Here is a 23284-nt window from a genome sequence, read left to right as displayed (position 1 = left end):
CACCCTACACATCGCTCGCCACAATTACCTACACTACCCACCTTCGAAAACGCCTTATTTGAGAGAGGAACAATGCCGCATAACGACAGGACTCCGTTGGCTCACCGCATCCAGACACATTTACTTTTCACCTTGCTGTTCATCACGCTGGCTCTGTTCAGTGCCTTCAGCCACGCGGCAGAAAACCCCGCCGGTGCCGATCAGCAAAAAGCCTCTTACACTGCGCTGGCCGATATTCTTCAGGATGATAAAGCCAGGGCTGAATTGATTTCACATCTGCGTGAAGCGGCCAAAAGCGAAACGCCAGCGCCTGCTCCCGCCGCTGAAAAGAGCGAACCTAAGCCGCAACAGCTTTCCCTGATCGATGAGCTGGTCGATACCACGCAAGAGACTGTCGCGCAGTTCAGACAGCGCGTAGAAAAACTGAAAGAGACCATCGACTCCGGCCCGCAGCATCATTTTCGCGCCGATCGTTTTTTTCCGGCGCTGGGATATTTTCTGTTAACCGTTGCCGTGACGTTTGCCCTGTTTCATCTGATTCGTAAACTTGTCGGCCCGCTGTATGTCCGTCTGGGGCGCTGGGGAAATAACGCCCGCCTGAAACAGGCGCACTGGTATCAGTTGCCCGCCAGCATTCTGGGCGCGTTTGCCATTGATGTGGTCATTTTGCTGCTGACTGTCGCCGCCGGAAACCTGTTCACCCAATATGTGAACGGTGGCAGCGCACTCATTGCACGCCAGCAGGCGTTGTTTCTCAGCGCCTTTGCCGTCATTGAATTTTTCAAAGCCGTACTGCGGCTGATCTTTGCGCCCGGCTTCAGCTATCTTCGTCCGTTCCCGCTGACCGACATGACCGCACGCTACTGGAATACCCGTCTGGCATGGGTCAGCGGCCTGATTGGCTATGCGCTGATGGTGGGCGTGCCGGTCGTTGCCACGCAAATCAATTACACCACGGCGGCGGTAGTCAATTTCGTGGTGATGCTTGCGCTGACGGTGTATGCCAGCTGGCTGATTATGCATAACCGGCGCACCATCCACCGCGAATTCAATTTGCTGGCCGAACGCTCAATGGCCTTTTTCAGCGTGATCCTGCGCGCCCTCGGGCATGTCTGGCATCTGCTGGCTGTCAGTTATTTTGTGGTGCTGTTTTTCCTGTCACAGTTTGATTTTGCGGGCAGCCTGCGGTTTATGATGACGGCCACGCTGAAAAGTCTGGTGGTGATCGCCCTCGGCGCCCTGCTCTCCGGTCTGCTTTCGCGCTGGATCAACCGCCGCATTACCCTGCCCGACGACGTTAACCGCCGTTATCCCCTGCTGCAAAAACGCATCAACTCGTACATTCCGGCGGGTCTGAAAATCATCCGCGTGCTGGTGGTGCTCAGCGTCACCCTGTCGCTGCTGGATGCCTGGCACATCTTCAACCTCAATAAATGGTTTATGACCGACACCGGTGAGAAAGTGATCAGCGGGCTGGGACATATCCTGTTTATCTTGTGCTTTGCGATTGTCGGCTGGACGCTGCTGGCCAGCATGATTGAACACCGTCTGGGGCAGGAACTGAGCAACGGCGCACGCCCGAGCGCCCGCGAACGCACGTTACTGACGCTGTTCCGTAACGTGCTCGCCATCGTAATTTGCACTATTACCGTGATGATTATGCTTTCGCAAATCGGGCTGAATATTGCGCCCCTGCTCGCCGGTGCCGGTGCGCTGGGTCTGGCGGTCAGCTTCGGTGCCCAGACGCTGGTGAAAGACGTCATCACCGGGATCTTCATCCAGTTTGAAAACGGCATGAATACCGGCGAGTACGTCACCGTCATGGGGATCACCGGCACGGTCGAAAGCATGACCATCCGCTCAATCGGCCTGCGCGACATTTACGGCGTCTTCCATATCGTGCCTTATTCGTCGATCACCACCCTCTCCAACTACGAGCGTGAATTTGGCGTCTACCGCGCCAGCTATAACATCAGCCGCGACGAAGACGTGGATAAAGCCAATGACGTCCTGCGTCAGGCCGTGGAAGAGTTGCAGCAGGACGAGAAAATCAAACCGCTGTTGCTTGGCGAACCGACCTTCCAGGGTGTGGTGGGATTAGGCGACCAGTTCTTCACTATCCGCGTGCTGGTGCGCACCAAAGCGCTGGAGCAATGGACGGTGCAGTACGCGCTAGACAGGCTGGTGAAAATCCACTTCGAGAAAGCCGGCATGGCGATGCCGAGGCAGGCAGTGCAGATTTATAAAGATGAAGGCTTGCCGCCAGAAAATCCGGGGAAAATGGCTGTGTCTTAGGTTTTGACCTGCTCCTCCCCCTGCGAAGGGGGAGGCCGGGAGGGGGTTTTAAAGATTAAGCCTTGGTAAAAGTACACTTTAACGGCGGATTTTGACCTTAATACCCCACCCCAACCCTCCCCTTCGCAGGGGAGGGAGCAAAACGACAACTAATGCCTCGTCTGCCCCTGGTCCCTCGCGACAACGGAAAATTCCGCCATCATCCGCACCAGATCCTGCATGCCGAGGTTGACCTGATTGATGACATCACCGGCATTGCGGCTCAACGCGACACCGCCGCCTGCGCGGTTAACGCAGTTGCCCATGCCGTCGATGGCGGCCATGACGCCGTCGCGGATATTCTGGGTCAGCTGATCAATCTCAACCGCCGCTTTTCGCGACTGATCGGCAAGTGAGCGGACTTCTCCGGCGACCACGGCGAATCCCCTGCCTTGCTCGCCTGCGTGGGCGGCTTCGATGGTGGCGTTAATGGCTAACAGATTGGTTTGCGATGAGATGCGCCGGATGGTGTCGACCATTTCGCCGATGCGTTCTGACGTCTGACCTAATTGTCCGATGATGTCGGAGGTCCGGCGGGCAAGTGCTTCCACTTCCTGCATGTCCTCCACCGCTTTCTGCACGATGGTGACGCCTTCTGCGGCGGTTTTATCGGTGGTCAGCGACAACTTATGCACATGCGTCATCATGCTTTCCTGCTGACGCTGCTGATCCATCTGCGCCGTGATGTCCTGCGCGATTTTGACAACCTTCACCACTTTGCCGTCGTCATCAATCACCGGGTTGTAACTGGCTTCCAGCCAGATGGACTGACCCCGGCCATTCACCCGCTCAAAACGGCCAAGAATAAACTCGCCGTTGCGCAGGCGCTGCCAGTGATTGCGGTATTCGTGAGAGTCACGGTATTGCGGAAGACAAAACATCGCGTGGGAATGGCCTTTAATCTGTTGCAACGAATACCCCATGACTTTCATGAAGTTATTGTTTGCAGAAATGACATGACCATCAGGCGTGAAAGTAATCAGCGCCATAGAACGTTCAAGTGCTTGTAGAATTCCCTGGTGTTCGTGCGATTCGTTAATTCTTTCGGAGACATCACTGGCAATTTTAATTATTTCAGTGACTTTGCCTTGTTTATTTTTTACCGGAATGTAAGTGGCTTCCAGCCAGATTAAGTTTCCATTCTTTTGCACACGTTTAATATTTCCACTGACGGACTTCCCCTGCCGTAAACCCTCCCAGTGCAGGCGATACGCATCGCTGGCAACAAATTCCGGGGTACAGAACATCCGGTGAGGCTGGCCTATCACTTCGTTTCTGCTGTAACCCATGCTGCTGAGAAACAGATCGTTGACCTCAAGCACCACGCCCTCTGGCGAGAAGGCAATCATCGGGACTGCCTGCTGGATAGCCGCGAACTTATCACGCCATGCCGTACTAAATTGATGAGAAAATAATTGCATAGGACAGACACCCTGTGGCAGATAACGTGAATTAATGCACAAAAGGCAATTAACTGAATTAAACACGTGCTAAGTTTCACAGGTTATTAATAATGCTGATAATAACCGGCGTAACATTAGTATGACCCCTGGGTGGGTTGCAGGCAGGAACGTACAAAAACAACAGCATGCGGTGAAAAATAAAGTCACGCGCAAAATCATTACTCAGATAATTAATCAACTTTCTTATAGTGAATTAATCATAATTTATTCCACTGAAAAAGAAAGGGGGATGCCGGACTATTTTTTCCGGCGCGTTCACTGTCAGATGAACGCGCTGGACTAAGGCAATTCACCCCGTGATCAAACTGACCAGCGTTTGATTGCCCAGCTTTTTTGCTGTGAAGGCGTCAGGAATGTCCAGGCCACGAAACGGCTGATCTTGTTACCGTGAACCATTTCGACAGTGCGGACATCCGTCGCACCCTCTTCACTCAGCGCGTCATACAGTAACGGCAATGTCGTTTTTTTAGAAACCAGCACCGTGTACCAGAAACAGTTCTGCGCTTTACCGGCGCTCTCTTCGGCCATGCGAACCACAAACGCTTCTTCGCCGCCTTCACACCATAATTCGTTGTGCTGGCCGCCAAAGTTCAGTTCTGCGGTACCGGCACGACGATCCAGACCGAGATTCTGACGTTTACGCTGACTGCCAGACGCCGCATCCGCCGCAGAGGCGTGGAATGGCGGATTACACAACACTGCGTCGTAACGCTCATCGTGACGGATAATGGTGTCGAGAATACGCTGCGGTTTGGCCTGTAAACGGAAACGCACCTGATTGGTCAGCAGCGGATTGGTCGCCACGATTTTTTTGGCCGCAGCCATAGAAACCGCATCAATCTCGCTGGCTGTGAAACGCCAGCCATATTCACGCAGGCCAATGATCGGGTAAATACAGTTCGCGCCGACGCCGATATCCAGCACGGAAATGTCTTTGCCCTGCGGAATATTGCCCTGGTTGCTGCTGGCCAGTAAATCGGCCAGATGGTGAATGTAATCGGCACGTCCCGGGATCGGCGGACACAGATAGTCAGCGGGGATATCCCAGTGTTCAATCTGATAGCAGTCGCGCAGCAACGCACGGTTCAGGGCTTTTACCGCCTGAGGATTGGCGAAATCTACCGATAAATCGCCCCATTTGTTTTCGGTAACGAACGGTGCCAGTTCCGGGCTGCTGGCAATCAGGGCCGGGAAATCATAGCGGCTGCGATGACGATTTCGCGGGTGAAGACCGCTTTTTTCCTGAGGGAAGACTTTCTTTTTTTCCACCTGATTGACTCTCCGAAAGGTGTGCGCGACGCATAAAACATGCGATGAGGCGTTGGATATTCATGAATGGCGCACAAGATACCACAAAGCGCCGCTGCCTGCCGGAAGCATCCTGTCGCAGACGGGCACATAAAAACGCTCAACGGGGGATGAAATCCGGTAATGTACAAATCATAGTCTTTATGAATTATTTGCTGAGGAAAATCATGACCGCTGATGATCGCTATTACTACGAACCAACGAAAGGCCACGGCCTGCCCCATGACCCGCTGAACGCCATTGTCGGCCCGCGCCCGATCGGCTGGATTTCCTCCCGCAATGCTGCCGGACAACGCAATCTCGCGCCCTACAGTTTTTTTAACTGCTTCAATTACCGGCCACCGATCATCGGTTTCGCCAGCAGCGGCTGGAAAGACAGCGTGGCAAACATTGTGGAAACCGGCGAATTCGTCTGGAACCTGACCACCCGCTCGCTGGCGGTCAAAATGAATGAAAGCTCGGCCTCTCTGGAGCGCGGCGTGGATGAATTTGAATTTGCAGGACTGACCGCGCAGGCCGGCACGCTGGTGGCCGCCGACCGTGTGCTGGAAAGTCCGGTCAATTTTGAATGCAAACTCACGCAATGCATCCAGCTGAAAACCGCCGCTGGCGGCGATATCGATACCTGGCTGGTGCTGGGTGAAGTGGTCGCCGTGCATATCGCGCCACATCTGCTGGTGGACGGGATTTATCAGACCGCCCTCGCCGAGCCGGTTTTACGCGCGGGCGGCCCGTCGGCGTATTACGCCATTTCCGAAGACTTACGTTTCGACCTGACGCGCCCCGACGCCCGCTGAGTTAACAATCTTGCGATAAAAAAAGCCACCGCGCAGTGTTCGCTGCCGGTGGCTTTTTCATCAATGATGGTTATTCGCTGCCGTCGCTATTTACTTCCGTAGTTTTGCTCAACGAAATCCGCAAAATCCTGACACATGGCATCATCACCGTCGGCGCTGTCCGCGAGGATCAGACTGCCGTCCACCACCCGGATATGCACATTCAGGTCGAAATCGGCTGCCGGCTGCTCACGTGCGGAGGCCTTTTCAATCGTCTGCTTTGCATCCTGCCACGCGGCTTCAATCGTCTGGTTGCAGGCCTGCGCCAGATAATCCGGATTGAAGCCTTCACCGGTCAGGCTGCGCAACGTATCGTCATGACTGACGCTGTTGCCCGGCGTCCAGTAATGTTTCGCCAGATCCGGGCCGATGGCCGGGTTATCGGTCAGGTAGCCATCGCGTTTCAGGAAGAATGCGCGGGTCTGTTCTACGGCCATCATCGCCAGCAGATAGCCCTGATAGGAACAGGCGGATTCCATGGAAAGCAGATGCGGAATAGCCAGCGTCGGGCGCGGGCTGCCGGTCACGCCTAAAATGTGCGTTTCGACATCACGCGCCAGCGCGATCATGGCTTCCGGCGTGCGTTTCTCATCCGGCCACTGATAAAGCTGCCATTCAAAATACGGCACCAGCAGAATGTGACGCTCGTTGAAAGAGCGCATCGGCTGACGGGCTTCGATGCTGGCGTGGATCAGTTCATCCGGCACCGGCTCTCCGGCGGTATTTTTCGCATAACGCTTCAGCCAGTCGGCATCGTCGAGCAAACTGTCGCAGAACATCGACTGGGTTTCGGCGTAAGCCATCGAGGTCGGCGGGAATTCCTGCGAGAAGCAAGGCGCGTTCTGACGGATATTGGCGAAATGCGCCGCGTGACCGCCTTCGTGGAACAGCGTATTCAGGCCGCTCGCACCGCTGCCAATCTGATCCGGTTTCGCCAGGCTGGTGAAGTTAATCACCGCGGGCACCCATTTGCCGTTGTCATAAAACGGCGGCACCGGCCCGTGCATAAAGCCATTCTCATATTTGCCTTCGCGTACCAGTAAATCCAGCTGCATTTCTGCGCCGTTAAAGCCGATATTCAGGCGCTTAAAGCTGTCGATCCAGCGACGCAGGGAATCGGCAAACGGGAAATACGGGTCAAGCTGACGGGTCACGTCACCGGCGCTGGCAAAGCGGATATTCCACGGCAGCAGCGCGGCATCGCCTTCCCGCGCCACCAGTTCATTGAGGCTGCGCGTGTTGCTTTCCCGCGTTTGCTCTTCAAACCGGTCGAGGATGGCGAACAGTTGTTCCGGCGTCATGCGCTCGGTTTTATTCACTTTATAATCGAAATAGTTACGGTAACCGAGCTGGCGCGCAAAACGGTTACGCAGGCCGATCAGTTGCGGCAAACCGTTATGCAGCAGCCACTCTTCCAGTTCACGCAACGCATTTTGCGAACTGCGGCGGTAAGCTTCATTTTCGTTATTGGCCTGATTGGTCAGCAGCTCGCCGAGGGAGGCATTAACGCGCTCGCCTTTGCTGTTGATGTGGGTCATCCGGTACTGTTTGCGTTTACCAAACAGCACGGATTCGGCCTGAATGATTTCATCCATCAGCGCCTGCGCTTTTGGATCTTCAATCACGTTGCAGTCGAAGAAACTCAGCCAGCCGCGCAGGCCATGCAGCAACGCATCACGCGCTTCACCGGCAGGTTCTTTCTCTGCGGCGGCAATGGCATCACGGATTTCTTTCGGACGGGAGGGTTCGGCGATAAAGCGTTTGTAGGCGGTTTCGGCAGCGGAGAATGCGTCGGAGACGTTTTCATCACCCGTGCCCATATAGTGTTGCCAGAACAAATTCTCTTTGTCCTGATGCACGTTGAGGTAGTCGCGATTGAGCGCGTTAAAATAGTCCTGAGCCTGTTTCATGCATTCTTCTCTGCTGAAAGTTAACGAGATTATGCATTGAGTGTATGTTCGCAAAGCGGTTATGTCGATATGGCAGAACCGCTTTTGAACGTCAGGCAGGATCGTGCGGAGATCAGTTTTTCTTAACGAACTCGGATTTGAGTTTCATCTGGCCGAAACCGTCAATTTTGCAGTCAATATTGTGATCGCCTTCGACTAAACGAATGCCTTTCACTTTGGTGCCGATTTTCAGCATCGAAGAACTGCCTTTGACTTTCAGATCCTTGATCACCGTGACAGAATCGCCATCCGCCAGCAGATTGCCATTGGCATCCACCACTTTCAGCGTGTCATCTTCACCCGCTGCATCGCTGTTCATCGACCAGACATGTCCACATTCAGGGCAGTTAAGCATTTCGCCGTCCTGCCAGGTGAATTCAGATTGACATGCCGGGCAAGCTGGTAACGTTTCCATATTTTAATCTCCATAAAACTTTATAAAAAAAACGAATGAAATCAGTCAATAGATTTCGTAGTTTCTTTATTTTAGCCTTTAACCACACTTTTGAACAGGGTAACGGAGATTTTGGGGAGCTGAGACAAACCTAAACGCAGGATTTATAGAGTAATAAGAGCTGTTTTTTTAGCTCCTCCCCCTGCGAAGGGGGAGGCCGGGAGAGGGTATTAAAGGCGAAACCCATGCTTAAGCACACTTAAACGCCTGATTTTGACCTTAATACCCGCCCCCCTTCACAGGGGGAGGAGCTAACTTAGCTAATTCCCGGCTTTTAAAATATCTGATCCACAATCATTCTGGCCTCGGCCATATCGGCACAAACCTCTGCGGCCACCAGACAACACGCCAGTTGCGTGATGATCGCCTGCGGGATCGCGCGCCCGCCATTCAGACACTGATTGATGTATTCGACGGTGGTCGCCACGTCTTTCGAGGCAGGCACGTCCGCGGCGAAAATCTCTTCTTTTTCTGCCAGCACCTGCTGAACTCCGGCGGCGATCAGGTGCGTCTGCGGGAAGCGTGACGGGTTAGCATACACTTCGCCCTCGGTGCCCTGCGTCAGTAAGGCGCGGCCATCGATCTGGCGGAAGAACGAGGAAACGCGCTGGACATATTCCGGGTGCGAAACGCTCGATAAGCGCAGGCAATCCTGACCGGTAAACGGTGTGATCAGTTTCGCCAGCGTATGGCTGCTGTTGCGAACCCCCATCTGCCAGCGCAGGGCGAGCTGCTTCTCAATGGGCGCACACAGCACGGAGATCGGCACAAAGACCGGTCCGCTGGCGGCATCCAGCTGCTGCTGCGCTTCCTGCTGGTTTTGTGCGGCGGGGATGCCCAGTGCGCGGAAAATCTCGGCACTGGTGATCCGGGTCGGATCTTCATCCACGCCATGCACCAGCACCGGCAGCCCCAGACGGCTGAGCAAGATGGCCAGCAGCGGCGTCAGGTTCGCCTGTTTACGCGCGCCGTTATAGGTGGGGATCACCACCGGCAGCGGACGGTCTGCCGGGGCCTGCAGGCGCATAACGCTTTCTGCCATCGCCTGATAAAAACCCAGCATTTCTTCTTCCGCTTCGCCTTTAATACGAAACGCAATCAGCAGCGCCCCCAGCTGTAAATCCGGCACTTCACCTGCCAGCATCTCGCGATACAGCGCGTGCGATTGTTCCCGATCCAGATCCCGGGCGTGATTTTTTCCGCGCCCCACTTCTTTGATAAGTTTGGTGTAATCCATCGTAGCCTTACCTTGTCTGTCCGAAAAAAGTCATCGTCTGCGTGCACGGCGACGAACCGGATCTTTCTTCGCGGTTTTAAGAATATCGGGGCGTTTCACCGAACCGGGCGCGGGCATTTCAGGCTGCTCAATCGGGAACACCGGCAACGCCGCCAGCAGGCGTGCGCCATAGTTTTTTGTCAGCAGACGTTTATCGTAAATGACGATTTCGCCGGTGCATTCATGGCTGCGGATCAGCCGCCCGACCTGCTGGATCAGATTGAATGACGCACTCGGCAAACTCTGCACTTCAAACGGATAACGTTTCAGTGTTTTCAGCCATTCGCCTTCCGTCAGAATAACCGGACTGTCGATAGGGGGGAACGCGATCTTATGAATATGCACCTGCGTCAGCAGTTCGCCTTTCAGATCTAACCCCTCGGCGAACGATTGCAGCCCCACCAGCACGCTGGTCGTGCCTGCCGCCACCCGCTTGCGGTGCTCTTCTACCAGCCGGTAGCGAGGCTGATCGCCCTGCACCAGCAGCATCAGCCGCAGGTCCGGCAGCAGGGACACAAACTGCTGTAGCGCGCGGTTGCTGGCAAACAGCACCAGTTGCCCGGTGTGTCCGCCTTTCGCCAGTTCGGTGCGGAAAAAATCCGCCATTTCCTGAATATGTGCCGCTTCGTTAGCCATCAGCGGTTCGTGGATCATTTGCGGAATGACCAGCTTGCCCTGTTCGACGTGATTAAACGGCGAATCCAGACTGACGAAACGGTCACCGGCTTTTTCCGTCAGGCCGCTCATTTCCTGCAACCGCGAGAAACTGTTCAGCGACCGCAGCGTGGCGGAAGTGATCACCACATGCGGCACTTTACGCCAGAGCATTTTTTCCAGCTGCTCACTGACGCGGATCCCGGCGCAGTGAAACACCAGATGCGTCTGGTTATCGAAATAGGAACGCGTCACCCATTTACCGATCGGCGCGTTCGAGGCTTTATCCAGCGCCGCCAGCCGCCACAGTTTGCTCATGGTTTCGAGATAACCCTGCATCCGGCTCATGTGCAAAATGGCGCGGTGCAGCCGCATAATGTCGTGTTTGCCGGTCTTTTCGCTGAGATCATTCACCATATATTCCGCCAGACTGCGCAGGCCGTCAGTCAGCTTGAACAGGTGGCTGCACTGTTCAGTCAGTTCCGGCGGCAAGGCGCCCAGTTCGAAACGGTATTCGGCTTCCGGTTCCGCAGGCGGCAGATACTGGCTGACGGATTGCTCGACCAGCAGCAGCAATTCACGCATTTCAGCGCAATGATTGTGCAGACGTTCAGCATTGGTCAGCGGCGGCGGATTTTTCGGGGTAAACAACGCCAGACATTGCTCAATCTGGCGCACAAAATTGTCGAGTTGCAGGTGATTCCACACGGCGGTAATTTCCGCATCGACTTCCAGCGCATCGCGCGCCACTTCCGGCAGATGATGGCCTTCGTCGAGCACCAGCAGCAAGTCCTTCGCGGGCGGAAGTACCGATTCGGATTCCAGCGCGGCCATCACCAGCGCGTGGTTGGTCACCACCACGTCGGCGCTTTCAATCTCTTTGCGCGCCACGAAATACGGGCATTCGCGGAAATAGTGACAGTTGCGGCTGAGGCAGTTGGCTTTGTCAGTGCTGATTTTGATCCACAGCGGATCGTCGATCGTTTTCTGATAGTGATCGCGCAGTCCGTCCCATTCGTAACGGGAAAGCGCGGTTTCCAGCGTTTTACAGAACTTTTGTTCTTCGCCGCTCGAGGGCGCCAGTTCATCGCCGAGAAATAACCCGAGATCGCCCTGCGCATTTTCATTACTCATCGCCGCCAGATTACGCGGGCAGACATAACGGCCGCGCCCGAACGCGCCGGTGAATTTCAGATCGGGAATGATTTTTTTCAGCAGCGGCAAATCTTTGCTGTAAATCTGATCCTGCAACGCCACGTTGGCGGTGCTGACGATCAGCGGCTTTTCTTCTTCGCGACTGACGGCAATGCCGGGAATGAGATAAGACAGCGTTTTCCCGACGCCGGTGGGCGCCTCGATGGCCAGATGCCGTGCGGAATCCCCCGAGAACGCTTTCGCCACCTCTGCAATCATCTGACGTTGCGGAGCGCGGGAAATGAAGTCCGGGATTTGCTGTTGCAGGGCTTTGTACCACTGGCTTATCTGATTTTTAACTGCGGGGGAAAGCGCCATGCATCTCTTTTTGGTTGAAGGTCGTGACCGGAATGTGGCCGCTATTGTCACACAGACCGGCATCGGGCGCAGCCCGAAATCTTAATTCCGGGCTTTTTGCCTGAATGAAAATTGTGCAGAAAAAACGGAGGACGTGTAAAAAAAGAAAAAGTTCATTTCTGCCTGTCATAAATTGATCACAAATATACGGTAAAAAACTCTCGCTGAGAAAAATCCGAGTCCATACGGAATGCACAGCAAACAATGATGAACAGCGTCTTTTCACAAGACTTCATATAAAGCTTTTATGAAAAGCTTTTAATAAAAGAATGCAGGGTAAAAATTGATGAAACGTAACATTCTGGCACTTTTAATTCCTGGTTTATTGATGGCATCAGGCGCACACGCAGCGGAAATTTATAATAAAGACGGCAATAAACTTGACCTGTACGGTAAAGTAAAAGGTCTGCATTATTTCTCTGATTCTGACAGCAACGACGGCGACCAGAGTTATGTGCGTTTCGGTTTTAAAGGTCAGACGCAAATTAACGACCTGATCACCGGTTACGGCCAGTGGGAATACAACATCATGGCTAACCATGCTGAATCCGACAGCAAGACAGCCAGCACCACCGGCACCAAAACCCGTCTGGGCTTTGCCGGTCTGAAATTCGGTCAGTACGGCTCTTTCGACTACGGTCGTAACTACGGCGCACTATATGACGTCGAAGCCTGGACCGATATGTTCCCTGAGTTCGGCGGCGACGGCTACACCAAGGCAGACCGCTTCATGACGGGCCGTACCAACGGCGTGGCCACCTACCGTAACCGTGGCTTCTTCGGTCTGGTTGATGGCCTGAATGTGGCCGTTCAGTATCAGGGTAAAAACGAAAATGACGGTCGCGGCAACAGCACCGCGAACGGCGACGGTTACGCCCTTTCCACCACTTACGCACTCGGTGATACCGGCGTGAGCATCGGTGGCGCCTACGCGTCCTCTGACCGCACTATCGGCCAGAGCACCTCCGCGTACGGCAAAGGCGATAAAGCAGACGCCTGGACCGGCGGCCTGAAATATGATGACAACGGGGTATATTTAGCCGCGATGTATGCGGAAACCCGTAATATGATCGCCATTACTGTGCCGGCAGGTATTGCCAGCGCGCCAGCAGGCAGCGGTTTTGCAAATAAAACACAGACCGTGGAAGCGGTCGCACAATATCAATTTGACTTTGGTCTTCGTCCTTCTCTGGGTTATGTGCAGACCAAAGGCAAAGATATTGAAGGCATCGGTGATGTTGACCTGGTTAAATATATCGACGTCGGCGCGACCTATTATTTCAACAAAAATATGTCTGCCTATGTTGATTATAAAATCAACCAGCTGGACGACGACAACAAACTCGGTCTGAATAACGACGACGTGACGGCTGTCGGCCTGGTTTATCAGTTCTGACAATCCGTTATTAAAACAGGCGCTTTACCACCTCATTATTATTCTCTGTCTTGATTTTCTTCGGCCGGACTCACCCTCCGGCCTTTTTTATTTTTATGATTTTCCGCGACATCTCGCGTAACCCGTCATTTCTTGTTTCACATCCCGCTGAATCTGCTACAGTTTTAACGATTTTCATAAATGCGAATCTTTCTTAACAAGCATAGGGATGACCAATGAATAAAATGACACTTTGCACCACCAGTGCGTTAATCATGCTGGCCCTCAGCGGCTGTGCGCAGCAAAAACCTGATGCCCAGCAGAAACTCAATGATCAGTCGGTGATGGCGCTTAACTGGTTCCAGCAATCTGGTGAATATCAGGCGCTGGCGTATCAGGCGTTTAATACGGCGAAGATGGCTTACGATCAGGCGCAGCCGCTGGCAGGTCAGAAGAAAGCGGTGGTGGTGGATCTGGATGAAACCATGCTGGATAACAGCGCCTACAGCGCCTGGCAGGTCAAAGCCAATCAGCCCTTTGACAGCAAAACCTGGTCACAATGGACCGCTGCCCGTCAGGCCACGGCCATTCCCGGCGCTGTTGAGTTCGCTAACTATGTCAATTCCCACGGCGGCACCATGTTCTACGTGTCTAACCGTAAAACCAGTGAATACGCCGCTACCCTCGACAACATGAACCGTCTGGGCTTCACCGGTGCCAATGAAAAAACCATGCTGCTGAGTTCAGATACCTCGAATAAACAGGCGCGTTTTGATTCCATCAAAGCCGCCGGTTATCACGTGGTGATTTACATCGGTGACAATCTGAATGACTTTGGTGCCGCGACCTATCATCAGGGCAACGAGCAGCGCCGTGCGTTTGTGAACCAGAATCATCAGCACTTTGGCACCCAATATATCGTGCTGCCGAACCCGTTATACGGCGACTGGGAGAGCGGTCTGGCGAAGGATTACAACAAGCTGACGCCTGAGCAGAAATTGTCTGCGCGGGATCAGAATCTGAAGGCGTGGAACGGGAAGTAAGCCCGTTGCGGTTTGCTCCTCCCCCTGCGAAGGGGGAGGTTGGGAGGGGGTTTTAGACTGTAGATCAATGGCCTGAGCGGAAACGTCACCCAATGTGTTTGCGTTAATACCCCACCCCGGCCCTCCCCTTCGCAGGGGAGGGAGCGGATCGGTGAACGCCTGAGTAATGTCTGCCTTTTGTCAGGACATAACGTTAAATCTCCGGATCCCCCACTAGCCCGTCAATCAATATCTGCGGTGTCCCCTGCGAGCAACGCTCAATCCTTCCGCGTACGCCGTAAACCCGTGCCAGACTGTCGGGGGTGATCACGTCTTCCGGCGCGCCATCGGCGATCAGATTACCGTCCTTGAGCATCAGCACCCGATCGCCATGACGCAGGGCGATGTTGATGTCATGCACAACAACCACGGTCACGATATGGCGTTTCTGCGTTTCCTTGCGCACCAGATCCATGACGTGGAACTGATAGTTAAGATCCAGCGCACTGAGCGGTTCGTCGAGCAGTAACAGCGAAGGCTGGCGGATCAGCGATTGCGCCAGACCCACCAGCTGTTTCTGCCCGCCGGAAAGCTGATCGAGATAACTCAGCGCCAGATGTTCGATTCCCAGCTGACGCAGCAGCGCCATCACTTTATCAGTGCCCTCCGCCTGTTTGCCTTTCCCACCGGACGCGCGCTGCGCCACGATAATGGATTCCAGCACATGCAGATGGACACCCGCTGGCAGGGTTTGCGGCAGGTAAACGACCTGCTCCGCACGGCGGGCAAACGGCATCGGCATTAAGTCGTGGCCGTCGAGCAGCAACTGCCCTTCCGCACGATTAAGACCGGCAAGCGAACGCAGTAACGTCGATTTCCCGCTGCCGTTTGGCCCGAGCAGAACGGTAATTTTACCGCGCGGCAGCATCGGCACATTGAGATGGCGGATCACATGACGCTTCGGGTAACCGGCATTGAAATCACGAATTTGCAGCCCCTGGGTGGCGGCGTTCAGCAGATCCTCAGGCTGTATTTCCGGCATGGCTGACATCAGACGTTCCCCCGGTGACGAAGAATAATGCTCAGGAAGAACGGTACGCCGACCAGCGAGGTCACGATACCGACAGGAATAATGACGCCCGGCACCAGATTTTTCGACGCCACCGACGCCATGGATAACACCAGCGCGCCAATCAGCGCACTGGCAGGCAGATAGAAACGGTGATCCTCACCAAACATCAGGCGGGCGATGTGCGGCGCGACCAGACCGATAAAGCCAATCGGCCCGACAAACGCCACCGCCAGCGCGGAAAGAATACTGATACGCAGTAAGGTGCCGAGGCGCAGACGACGGACATCAATACCAAAGCTGACGGCGCGATCTTCACCCAGACGCAGCGCGGTGAGTTTCCACGCGCTCATCATCGACCACGGCAGCAAAATCAGGAAGGCCAGCACCATCACGCCGAGTTTTACCCACGACGCCCGCGCCAGACTGCCCATCGTCCAGAAGACCAGCCCCTGTAAGGTGTCTTCGGTGGCGATGAATTGCATCAGCGAAACCAGTGCGTTGAACGTAAAGACCAGCGCGATACCAAACAGCACCACGCCGGAACTGGCGACGCGCGTCCAGCGGGTAATGCCGTCGAGCATCAGTGCCGCTAACAGCGCAAAAATAAAGGCGTTGGCGGAGATAAACCACTGGTCGGGAATGCCCGGAATACCGATACCGAGCACGATCGCCAGCGCGGCACCAAACGCCGCCGCCGAGGAGACGCCGAGAGTAAACGGGCTGGCCAGCGGGTTGTTCAGGATGGTTTGCATTTCAGCGCCCGCCAGACCCAGCGACATCCCGACCGCCACCGCCATCAGCGCGTACGGCAGGCGGATATCCCAGACAATGACCCGCGTACCCGGATCTGCCGACGCGGCGTCAAACAGCGTTTTCCACAGCGTGCCCAGTGACAACCCCGAAGGCCCCATCACAAAATCAATCACCAGTGAGACGACAATCGCCAGAACCAGTACCAGCATGATCAACAGACGGCGGCGCACAATATTCTGATATCGCCCCATCACGCTGTGTTCGGCATTGCCTTTCACCGCCAGAGCGGGTTCGGTAGTTGCACTCATTTTCGCTTCAATCTCATTAAGTTAAGAACTTACGGCGGGAGACGTGCTCTGCGGTTCCCGTAGGAAGGAAAGAAATGATAATAATTATCAATGTGTTTTGCAAAACCTATCAGGCGTTCAGATTAAACGGCGGGGTAACAAAACATGACGTGGTGTCTCCCCGCCGTGGATCCCGGACATAAAAAAAGCGGAGCCGTGGCTCCGCTTCTCAGCAGCAAGAACGTTCCGTCACTTATTTATCAACGTGTTCCGGGAATTCCATTTCGCTGTATTTCACCACTTTGGTGCCTTTGCTCAGCTTGTAGCCGAACCAGATGATCAGGAACAGAGGCAGGCCGATGTAAGTCGCTGCCACGCCGCCCCAGTCAATGGTGTCTTTCAGGAAGGCCTGATAGTTCTGACCCAGCGTGATGATCAGACACAGCACAAAGGCAAAGACCGGACCGAACGGGAAGAAGCCAGACAGATAAGGCAGTTTCTTCAGATCACGTCCCTGAGAGACGTAACCGCGACGGAAGCGGTAATGACTGACAGCAATGCCCAGCCAGGCGATAAAACCGGTCATGCCCGAGGTGTTCAGCAGCCACAGGTACACGGTCTGATTACCAAACATTGAACTCAGGAAGCACAGCGCAGCCACGATGGTGGTGGCGTACAGTGCGTTACGCGGCACACCGCCTTTCGACAGTTTGGCGAACATGCGCGGCGCTTTGCCTTCACTTGCCAGCGTAAACAGCATACGGGTTGAGGCGTACATCCCGGAGTTACCGGCAGACAATACCGCCGTCAGGATCACCGCATTCATTACCGCCGCAGCTGACAGCAGACCGGCATTGCGGAACACCAGCGTGAACGGGCTGACGGAGATATCGCCCACTTCATTACGCAACAGGCTTGGATCGGTATAAGGGATGATCAGGCTGATCACCAGAATCGCCAGAATATAGAACAGCAGGATACGCCAGAAAACCTGACGCACGGCGCGCGGAATATTTTTACCCGGATTTTCCGATTCGCCCGCCGCGACACCGATCAGTTCAGTGCCCTGGAAGGAGAAGCCGACAATCATCGCCACCCCAATCATCGAGGCAAAACCACCCGCAAACGGCGCATCACCGATGGTCCAGTTGTGCCAGCCCGCTGTTTCCGCACCGCGCATAATGCCGGTGATCATCAGGACGCCGACGGCGATAAAGATGATGACCGTCACGACTTTGATCAGCGAGAACCAGTATTCCGCTTCGCCAAAACCGCGCACGGAAATGTAGTTGAGCAGGAAGATCAGACCGAGGAACAAGGCGCTCCAGATCCAGCCCGGCGTGTCCGGGAACCAGTAGTTCATCACCAGTTGCGAGGCCACCAGGTCAACCGCGATGGTGACGGCCCAGTTGTACCAGTAGTTCCAGCCCAGTGCGAAACCGAAGCCTTCTTCAACATAGCGTGAGCCGTAGGTAGAGAATGAACCGGAGACCGGCATGAACGCCGCCAGCTCACCGAGACTGGTCATCAGGAAGTACACCATGATGCCGATTAATGCGTAGGAGAGCAGCGCCCCACCCGGGCCTGCCTGAGAAACCGTCGCGCCGGAGGCGACAAATAAACCCGTACCAATTGAACCGCCGATGGCGATCATCGTTAAGTGACGTGCCTTCAGCTCGCGACGCAGTGTGGGAGCCACCTGCGTATTTTTTGTAGGTTGTTGAGCCATTTTTACCCTATATCCGCTCGTCATGTGGAAATTTAAGCGCGGATTGTAGCAAAACCTGCCGCTCTGAATAGCAGGAACGACCTGTTATAAGACACCTTCATAACAGGCCGCCGATCATTAGTGAAAGACCATTATCGGGTTTCACGGCAATACGTAAGAAACCGTGATAATGCACCGGAGATATGTTTCTGCCGGTGATGGATCAGATAAAGTTTGCGCACCAGCGGCGCCACCGGCAACGGAATTTCCACCAGTGAACCGCTGCTCAGTTGTTCGGCAATGACCCGCCGCGACAGACAGCTGATGCCGATGCCATGACGCACCGCGTGCTTGATCGCTTCGGAATTCCCCAATTCCATCACCAGATTAAAATCCGGCAACTGCGGCAACAGCAGATGATCCAACACCTCGCGCGTACCGGAGCCGCGCTCACGCAGGATCCAGGGTTCCCGCGCCAGCGATTCGAGCGATGCCACTTTGCCCGCCAGCGGATTTTCCGGCGCGACAAACACCACCAGTTCGTCGTCCAGCCAGGGCTGGGTGATCAGTTCCGGAACCTGACAGGGGCCTTCGATCAAACCGAGGTCAACACGAAAATCCGCCACCGCGTTAATGACGTCATTGGTGTTACCGACGTTCAGCTCCAGCGGTGTCGCCGGATAATCCAGCCGGTAATCGGCGATCATCGCCGGTAACATATAGTTGCCGATCGTGCTGCTGGCACCGATGCGCAGCGAACCGTTATCGTGATTGAACAGACGCTCGATTTCACCGGCCTGTTCAAGCAAGGCCAGCGCCTTCGGATACAACAAACGCCCGTGTTCATTAATGACCAGCCGCTTACCGACACGGTCAAATAACTGCACGCCCAGTTGACCTTCGATATCGGCCAGCGCCGCACTGACTGCCGATTGTGATAAGGAGAGCACAACCGATGCCTGCGTGGTCGAACCGCTTTTCAGCACTTCGGCGAAAACTTCAAGTTGTCGCAATGTTATGTGCATAAATGTCCCGCTATTCTCCTGCGCCTGACTGCACGCCCGTTTTTTTAGTATAGACCCTCGCCTTGCAGGCCTCTTTTGAATGGCTGTTTTATACCAGTTTTATCGATAGGTTATAAAGTAATAATCAATTTCATTTTTATATAAGCGCGGCGTAGCCTTATGTCATCACTCCTGAACGAGGAACGGACGATGAATACATTTGCGCTTAAACGCGAAGAGAGAAAGACGACGGATAAACACGATGCTTCACTTCTGTCAGCTTTGCGCCGCGTGTTACCCGGCCTGGCACTGACCGGCGTGATCACCGCGCTGGCGGTCTGGCTGAGCGACATTCCGGCGCTGAACCATCTGGGTCTCAGCGCGCTGACGATGGCGATTGTCATCGGTATGGTGATCGGCAACACCCTGTATCCGGCGGCAAAACCCTGGTGTGAGGAAGGCGTGACACTGGCGAAACAGCGGCTGCTGCGTCTGGGGATTATTCTTTACGGCTTGCGGCTGACGTTCGCGCAAATCGCCGATGTCGGTGCCACCGGTATTCTGATCGACGCCCTGATGCTGTGTTCCACCTTCACCCTCGCCTGCTGGCTCGGTCAGCGGGTGTTTAAGCTCGACCGCGACACGTCCATGCTGATCGGCGCGGGCAGCAGCATTTGCGGCGCGGCGGCGGTCATGGCGACAGAACCCGTGCTGGAAGCCAAAGCCGAGAAGGTCACTGTCGCGGTGGCGACCGTGGTTATCTTCGGTACAGCGGCAATCTTCCTGTATCCGTGGCTGTGGCATCTGAATGCGCAATACCACTGGCTGAGCGTAACCGCTGCCCAGTTCGGCATCTATACCGGTTCAACGGTGCATGAAGTGGCGCAGGTCGTCGCGGCGGGTCAGGGTGTCAGCCCGGATGCAGAAAATGCAGCGGTGATCGCCAAAATGATCCGCGTGATGATGCTGGCACCGTTCCTGCTGCTGCTCTCTGGCTGGAAATCTCGCAAAGTGGTGCAGCAAGGTGGTCAGAATGCAGGCATGCGCAACATCACCATTCCTTGGTTTGCCCTGCTGTTCATTCTGGTGGCGGCATTTAACTCACTGGATATTCTGCCGCACAGCTGGATCCCGGCGCTGATCACGCTCGATACCGTGTTGCTGGCGATGGCGATGGCGGCTCTCGGCCTGACCACTCACATGAGCGCATTGCGTCAGGCGGGTCTGAAACCCATGCTGCTGGCGGCTGTGCTGTTCATCTGGCTGATTGTTGGCGGTGCCGGTATCAACCAGCTGGTTCAGCATCTTTTTGGCTGATGTTGCGACTTTTAACACTTCGGTGCTGCGCCTCCTGCCCGGAGGCGCTATCATTCGTCCATAAACGCGATGAATAACTGAGGAGCAAAAATGAAGTTTGTGGGAGCACACGTGAGTGCAGCCGGGGGTGTCGATCAGGCGGTTCTGAGGGCACACGAACTGGAAGCCACGGCTTTTGCGCTTTTCACCAAGAATCAGCGGCAGTGGAAAGCGGCAGCCTTGCCGGAAGATGTCATCGAAAAATTCAAAGCGGCCTGTGAAAAATACGGCTACAAGAGCAACCAGATTTTGCCGCATGACAGCTACCTGATTAACCTCGGGCACCCGGTGACTGAGGCGCTGGAGAAATCCCGCGAGGCGTTTCTCGATGAGCTGCAACGTTGTGAACAGCTTGGCTTGTCGCTGCTGAATTTCCATCCGGGCAGCCACCTGATGCAAATCGAAGAAGATAAATGCCTTGAGCGGATTTCTGAATCCCTGAACATCGCGCTGGATAAAACCCAAGGCGTGACCGCTGTGATCGAAAACACCGCCGGTCAGGGCAGCAATCTGGGCTTTCGTTTCGAGCATCTGGCGAAAATCATCGACGGCGTGGAAGACAAAAGCCGTGTCGGCGTCTGCATCGATACCTGCCACGCTTTTGCTGCGGGCTACGATCTGCGCACGGTAGAAGAATGCGAGAAAACCTTTCAATACTTTGAAGATGTCGTGGGCTTTAAATACCTGCGCGGTATGCACCTCAACGACGCGAAAAGCGAGTTCAACAGCCGCGTCGACCGCCACCACAGCCTCGGCGAAGGGAATATCGGCAACACGGTGTTCAGCTGGATGATGAAAGATGCCCGTTTCGACGGCATCCCGATGATCCTCGAAACGGTGGATCCGGATATCTGGAAAGATGAAATCGCCTGGCTGAAAGCGCAGCAGAAGTCAGAGAATGACGAAGCCGCCGCGTAGTTTGTACAGTAAATTCCGGTCGGCTCCCTCCCCTGCGAAGGGGAGGGTTGGGCTGGGGTATTAAGGTCAAAAACGAAAGCTGAAGTGTGCATGGGCAAGGATGTGAGTCCTTAAAACCCCCTCCCCGCCTCCCCCTTCGCAGGGGGAGGAGTAAAAAAACAGAAAGACTCAGCTCCATACTCTCTTTTTTTTCGCAGAGAAGGGGCAATAAAAAAGGCGCGACATTCACATGTCGCGCCTTTTGGCTTTTAACGATTTACCGTTATGCCGCCGCTTTTGCCGCGACCGCTGCATCTGAACGTTTCAGAATCGCGTATGCACCACCTGCCAGCACGGTACCGGCGATAATCGCCACCAGATAACCGAGGATTGGGGTAATTGCACCCGGGATCAGCAGCACGAACAGACCACCATGCGGTGCCATCAGTTGCGCATGGAACGCCATAGACAGAGCACCTGTCAGCGCGCCACCGGCGATACAGCAAGGCAGAACACGCATCGGGTCACGGGCCGCGAACGGGATCGCTCCTTCAGAGATAAAGCACAGACCCAGAACCAGCGCCGCTTTACCGCCTTCGCGTTCACCCTGCTCGAACTTCTTGCTCGCCAGAATCGTTGCCAGACCCATGGCCAGCGGTGGCACCATACCGGCTGCCATGATGGCGGCCATCGGACCGTAGACGGAAGAACTCAGCAGTGCGACACCAAAGGCGTAAGACGCTTTGTTCACCGGGCCACCCATATCGGTACACATCATCGCACCGAGGATAGCACCCAGCAGTACCGCATTCGCAGTGCCCAGAGATTGCAGCCATGCGGTCAGACCTGCCATGATTTTCGCCACCGGCGTACCGACAACATAAATCATCACCAGACCGGTAATCAGACTCGCCACCAGCGGAATGATCAGGATAGGTTTCAGCGCTTCCATACTTTGCGGTAACTTCAGCTTGCCGCTGATGGCTTTCGCCACGTAACCCGCCAGGAAACCGGCAATGATACCGCCGAGGAAACCTGCGCCCGTGCTCACCGCCAGCATGCCGCCGATAAGACCCGGGGTCAGACCCGGACGGTCAGCGATGGAGAAGGCAATAAAGCCTGCCAGCACAGGAACCATCAGGGCAAAGGCGGATGCGCCACCGATTTGCATCAGTGCCGCCGCCAGTGTGCCTTTGACTTCAAACGCTTTGATACCGAAGACAAACGACAGCGCGATACACAGACCGCCCGCCACTACCATCGGCAGCATGTAAGACACGCCGGTCAGCAGGTGACGGTAAGGGCCCGTACCGCCTGCTTCTTTTTTCTTCGCGCCTGTCGCTGCACCCTGAGAGGCCGGCGAAAACACTTCAGCTTCAACCAGGGCTTTATCCAGTTCCTGTTTGGTCTTTTTCAGTGCCAGACCGGTAGAAGTGCGGTACATCGGCTTACCGGCAAATTTCGCCAGATCCACTTCGATGTCTGCCGCGACGATCACCAGATCGGCCGCTGCGACTTCTTCCGGCGTGATGGCATTGCCTGCGCCCACAGAACCGCGGGTTTCAACTTTGACCCACCAGCCACGTTTTTTCGCTTCAGTTTCAATCGCTTCCGCAGCCATAAAGGTGTGAGCCACACCGGTCGGGCAAGCGGTGATTGCGACGATACGTTTCGGACCGCTGGCAGCCGGAGCAGCAACGGCAGTCGCAACCGGTGCAACATAAGGTTTGGCTTCGGCCAGTGCGCGTTGCAGGAAAGCTTCCGGCTCACGAACTGCCTCAGCCACATCGCCGGTATACATGTTTTTGCCGGTCAGTGCCGCGTCATCTGGCACGGTTTCACCGGCAACGATCACCACATCAGCCTCAGCGATCTGTTCGGTCAGCTGGTGTCCGGCTTTCGCCGCAGCAGCAGCGAGTAATTTTTTCGCCAGTTGGCTGCGAGCTTGTCCCAGCGAACTGTCTGTCATCAGCAGCGTTTTCATT

At 55.0% G+C, this 23284-nt stretch carries 17 protein-coding genes; 6 read left to right on the top strand and 11 right to left on the bottom strand.

The genetic code is table 11. The features are described 5' to 3' along the window. Positions 1-96 precede the first annotated feature (96 nt). On the top strand, positions 97-2295 hold the full coding sequence (gene ybiO / locus J9880_RS14585; RefSeq protein WP_232769521.1) for a mechanosensitive channel protein: 2199 nt from the start codon (positions 97-99) through the stop codon (positions 2293-2295). 149 nt (positions 2296-2444) lie between these two features. Here ybiO and J9880_RS14580 read toward each other — a convergent pair whose 3' ends face one another. Next, entirely contained in the window at positions 2445-3755 is a 1311-nt protein-coding gene (locus tag J9880_RS14580) for a methyl-accepting chemotaxis protein (protein WP_232769520.1), read from the bottom strand. A gap of 342 nt (positions 3756-4097) precedes the next feature. Then, entirely contained in the window at positions 4098-5066 is a 969-nt protein-coding gene (gene rlmF, locus J9880_RS14575; RefSeq protein ID WP_232769519.1) for a 23S rRNA (adenine(1618)-N(6))-methyltransferase RlmF, read from the bottom strand. A 206-nt stretch (positions 5067-5272) separates the two neighbouring features. On the opposite strand from rlmF, the gene J9880_RS14570 reads away from it, so the two are divergent. Continuing rightward, positions 5273-5902, top strand: coding sequence for a flavin reductase family protein (locus J9880_RS14570; protein WP_232769518.1), 630 nt, complete (start codon positions 5273-5275; stop codon positions 5900-5902). Positions 5903-5988: 86 nt separating this feature from the next. Here the strand turns inward: J9880_RS14570 and J9880_RS14565 are convergent, their stop codons facing one another. The 4 genes from J9880_RS14565 to dinG form a co-directional block, all read right to left on the bottom strand. Continuing rightward, the gene (locus J9880_RS14565; protein WP_232769517.1) at positions 5989-7851 is read right to left on the bottom strand and encodes a M3 family metallopeptidase; all 1863 of its coding nucleotides are present in this window, start codon (positions 7849-7851) and stop codon (positions 5989-5991) included. A gap of 112 nt (positions 7852-7963) precedes the next feature. Beyond that, the gene (locus tag J9880_RS14560; protein WP_095922766.1) at positions 7964-8305 is read right to left on the bottom strand and encodes a zinc ribbon domain-containing protein YjdM; all 342 of its coding nucleotides are present in this window, start codon (positions 8303-8305) and stop codon (positions 7964-7966) included. 313 nt (positions 8306-8618) lie between these two features. Continuing rightward, positions 8619-9581 carry a DNA-binding protein YbiB gene (gene ybiB, locus J9880_RS14555; RefSeq protein ID WP_232769516.1) on the bottom strand — a complete coding sequence of 321 codons (963 nt, stop codon included), beginning with the start codon at positions 9579-9581 and terminating at the stop codon, positions 8619-8621. Between the two features lie 30 nt (positions 9582-9611). Continuing rightward, positions 9612-11786 (bottom strand): ATP-dependent DNA helicase DinG, encoded by a 2175-nt coding sequence (gene dinG / locus J9880_RS14550; protein WP_232769515.1) that lies wholly within the window; start codon positions 11784-11786, stop codon positions 9612-9614. A gap of 325 nt (positions 11787-12111) precedes the next feature. Here dinG and ompC point away from each other — a divergent pair, with 325 nt between their 5' ends. Beyond that, positions 12112-13221 (top strand): porin OmpC, encoded by a 1110-nt coding sequence (gene ompC, locus J9880_RS14545; protein WP_095922769.1) that lies wholly within the window; start codon positions 12112-12114, stop codon positions 13219-13221. A 215-nt stretch (positions 13222-13436) separates the two neighbouring features. Further along, the gene (locus tag J9880_RS14540; protein WP_119822537.1) at positions 13437-14243 is read left to right on the top strand and encodes a 5'-nucleotidase, lipoprotein e(P4) family; all 807 of its coding nucleotides are present in this window, start codon (positions 13437-13439) and stop codon (positions 14241-14243) included. Positions 14244-14436: 193 nt separating this feature from the next. Here the strand turns inward: J9880_RS14540 and J9880_RS14535 are convergent, their stop codons facing one another. The 4 genes from J9880_RS14535 to yieE all read right to left on the bottom strand — a co-directional run bounded on the left by J9880_RS14535 (position 14437) and on the right by yieE (position 19067). After that, positions 14437-15273, bottom strand: a complete 837-nt coding sequence (locus J9880_RS14535) for an ABC transporter ATP-binding protein (protein WP_133822957.1) — start codon at positions 15271-15273, stop codon at positions 14437-14439. Then, complete coding sequence (locus tag J9880_RS14530; RefSeq protein WP_095922772.1) at positions 15273-16355, bottom strand: FecCD family ABC transporter permease; 1083 nt, start codon at positions 16353-16355, stop codon at positions 15273-15275. The genes J9880_RS14535 and J9880_RS14530 overlap by 1 nt, the downstream gene beginning before the upstream one ends. Positions 16356-16587: 232 nt before the next feature. Further along, positions 16588-18063 carry an amino acid permease gene (locus J9880_RS14525; RefSeq protein ID WP_119822539.1) on the bottom strand — a complete coding sequence of 492 codons (1476 nt, stop codon included), beginning with the start codon at positions 18061-18063 and terminating at the stop codon, positions 16588-16590. A gap of 131 nt (positions 18064-18194) precedes the next feature. Next, positions 18195-19067: a DNA-binding transcriptional regulator YeiE gene (yieE, locus tag J9880_RS14520; RefSeq protein ID WP_095922774.1), complete on the bottom strand. Its 873-nt coding sequence runs from the start codon at positions 19065-19067 to the stop codon at positions 18195-18197. Positions 19068-19256: 189 nt separating this feature from the next. Between yieE and J9880_RS14515 the strand changes: the two genes are divergently transcribed. Next, the gene (locus J9880_RS14515; protein ID WP_195817373.1) at positions 19257-20363 is read left to right on the top strand and encodes a YeiH family protein; all 1107 of its coding nucleotides are present in this window, start codon (positions 19257-19259) and stop codon (positions 20361-20363) included. A 90-nt stretch (positions 20364-20453) separates the two neighbouring features. Continuing rightward, positions 20454-21320, top strand: coding sequence for a deoxyribonuclease IV (nfo, locus tag J9880_RS14510; protein WP_232769514.1), 867 nt, complete (start codon positions 20454-20456; stop codon positions 21318-21320). Positions 21321-21582: 262 nt separating this feature from the next. Here the strand turns inward: nfo and fruA are convergent, their stop codons facing one another. Beyond that, positions 21583-23283, bottom strand: coding sequence for a PTS fructose transporter subunit IIBC (gene fruA, locus J9880_RS14505; RefSeq protein ID WP_119822542.1), 1701 nt, complete (start codon positions 23281-23283; stop codon positions 21583-21585). Between the last annotated feature and the right edge of the window lies 1 nt (position 23284).

Origin of the sequence: Rahnella victoriana (assembly GCF_021276285.1) — a bacterium.
GTDB lineage: Bacteria > Pseudomonadota > Gammaproteobacteria > Enterobacterales > Enterobacteriaceae > Rahnella > Rahnella victoriana.
This window is presented reverse-complemented; position numbering and strand designations above follow the sequence as displayed.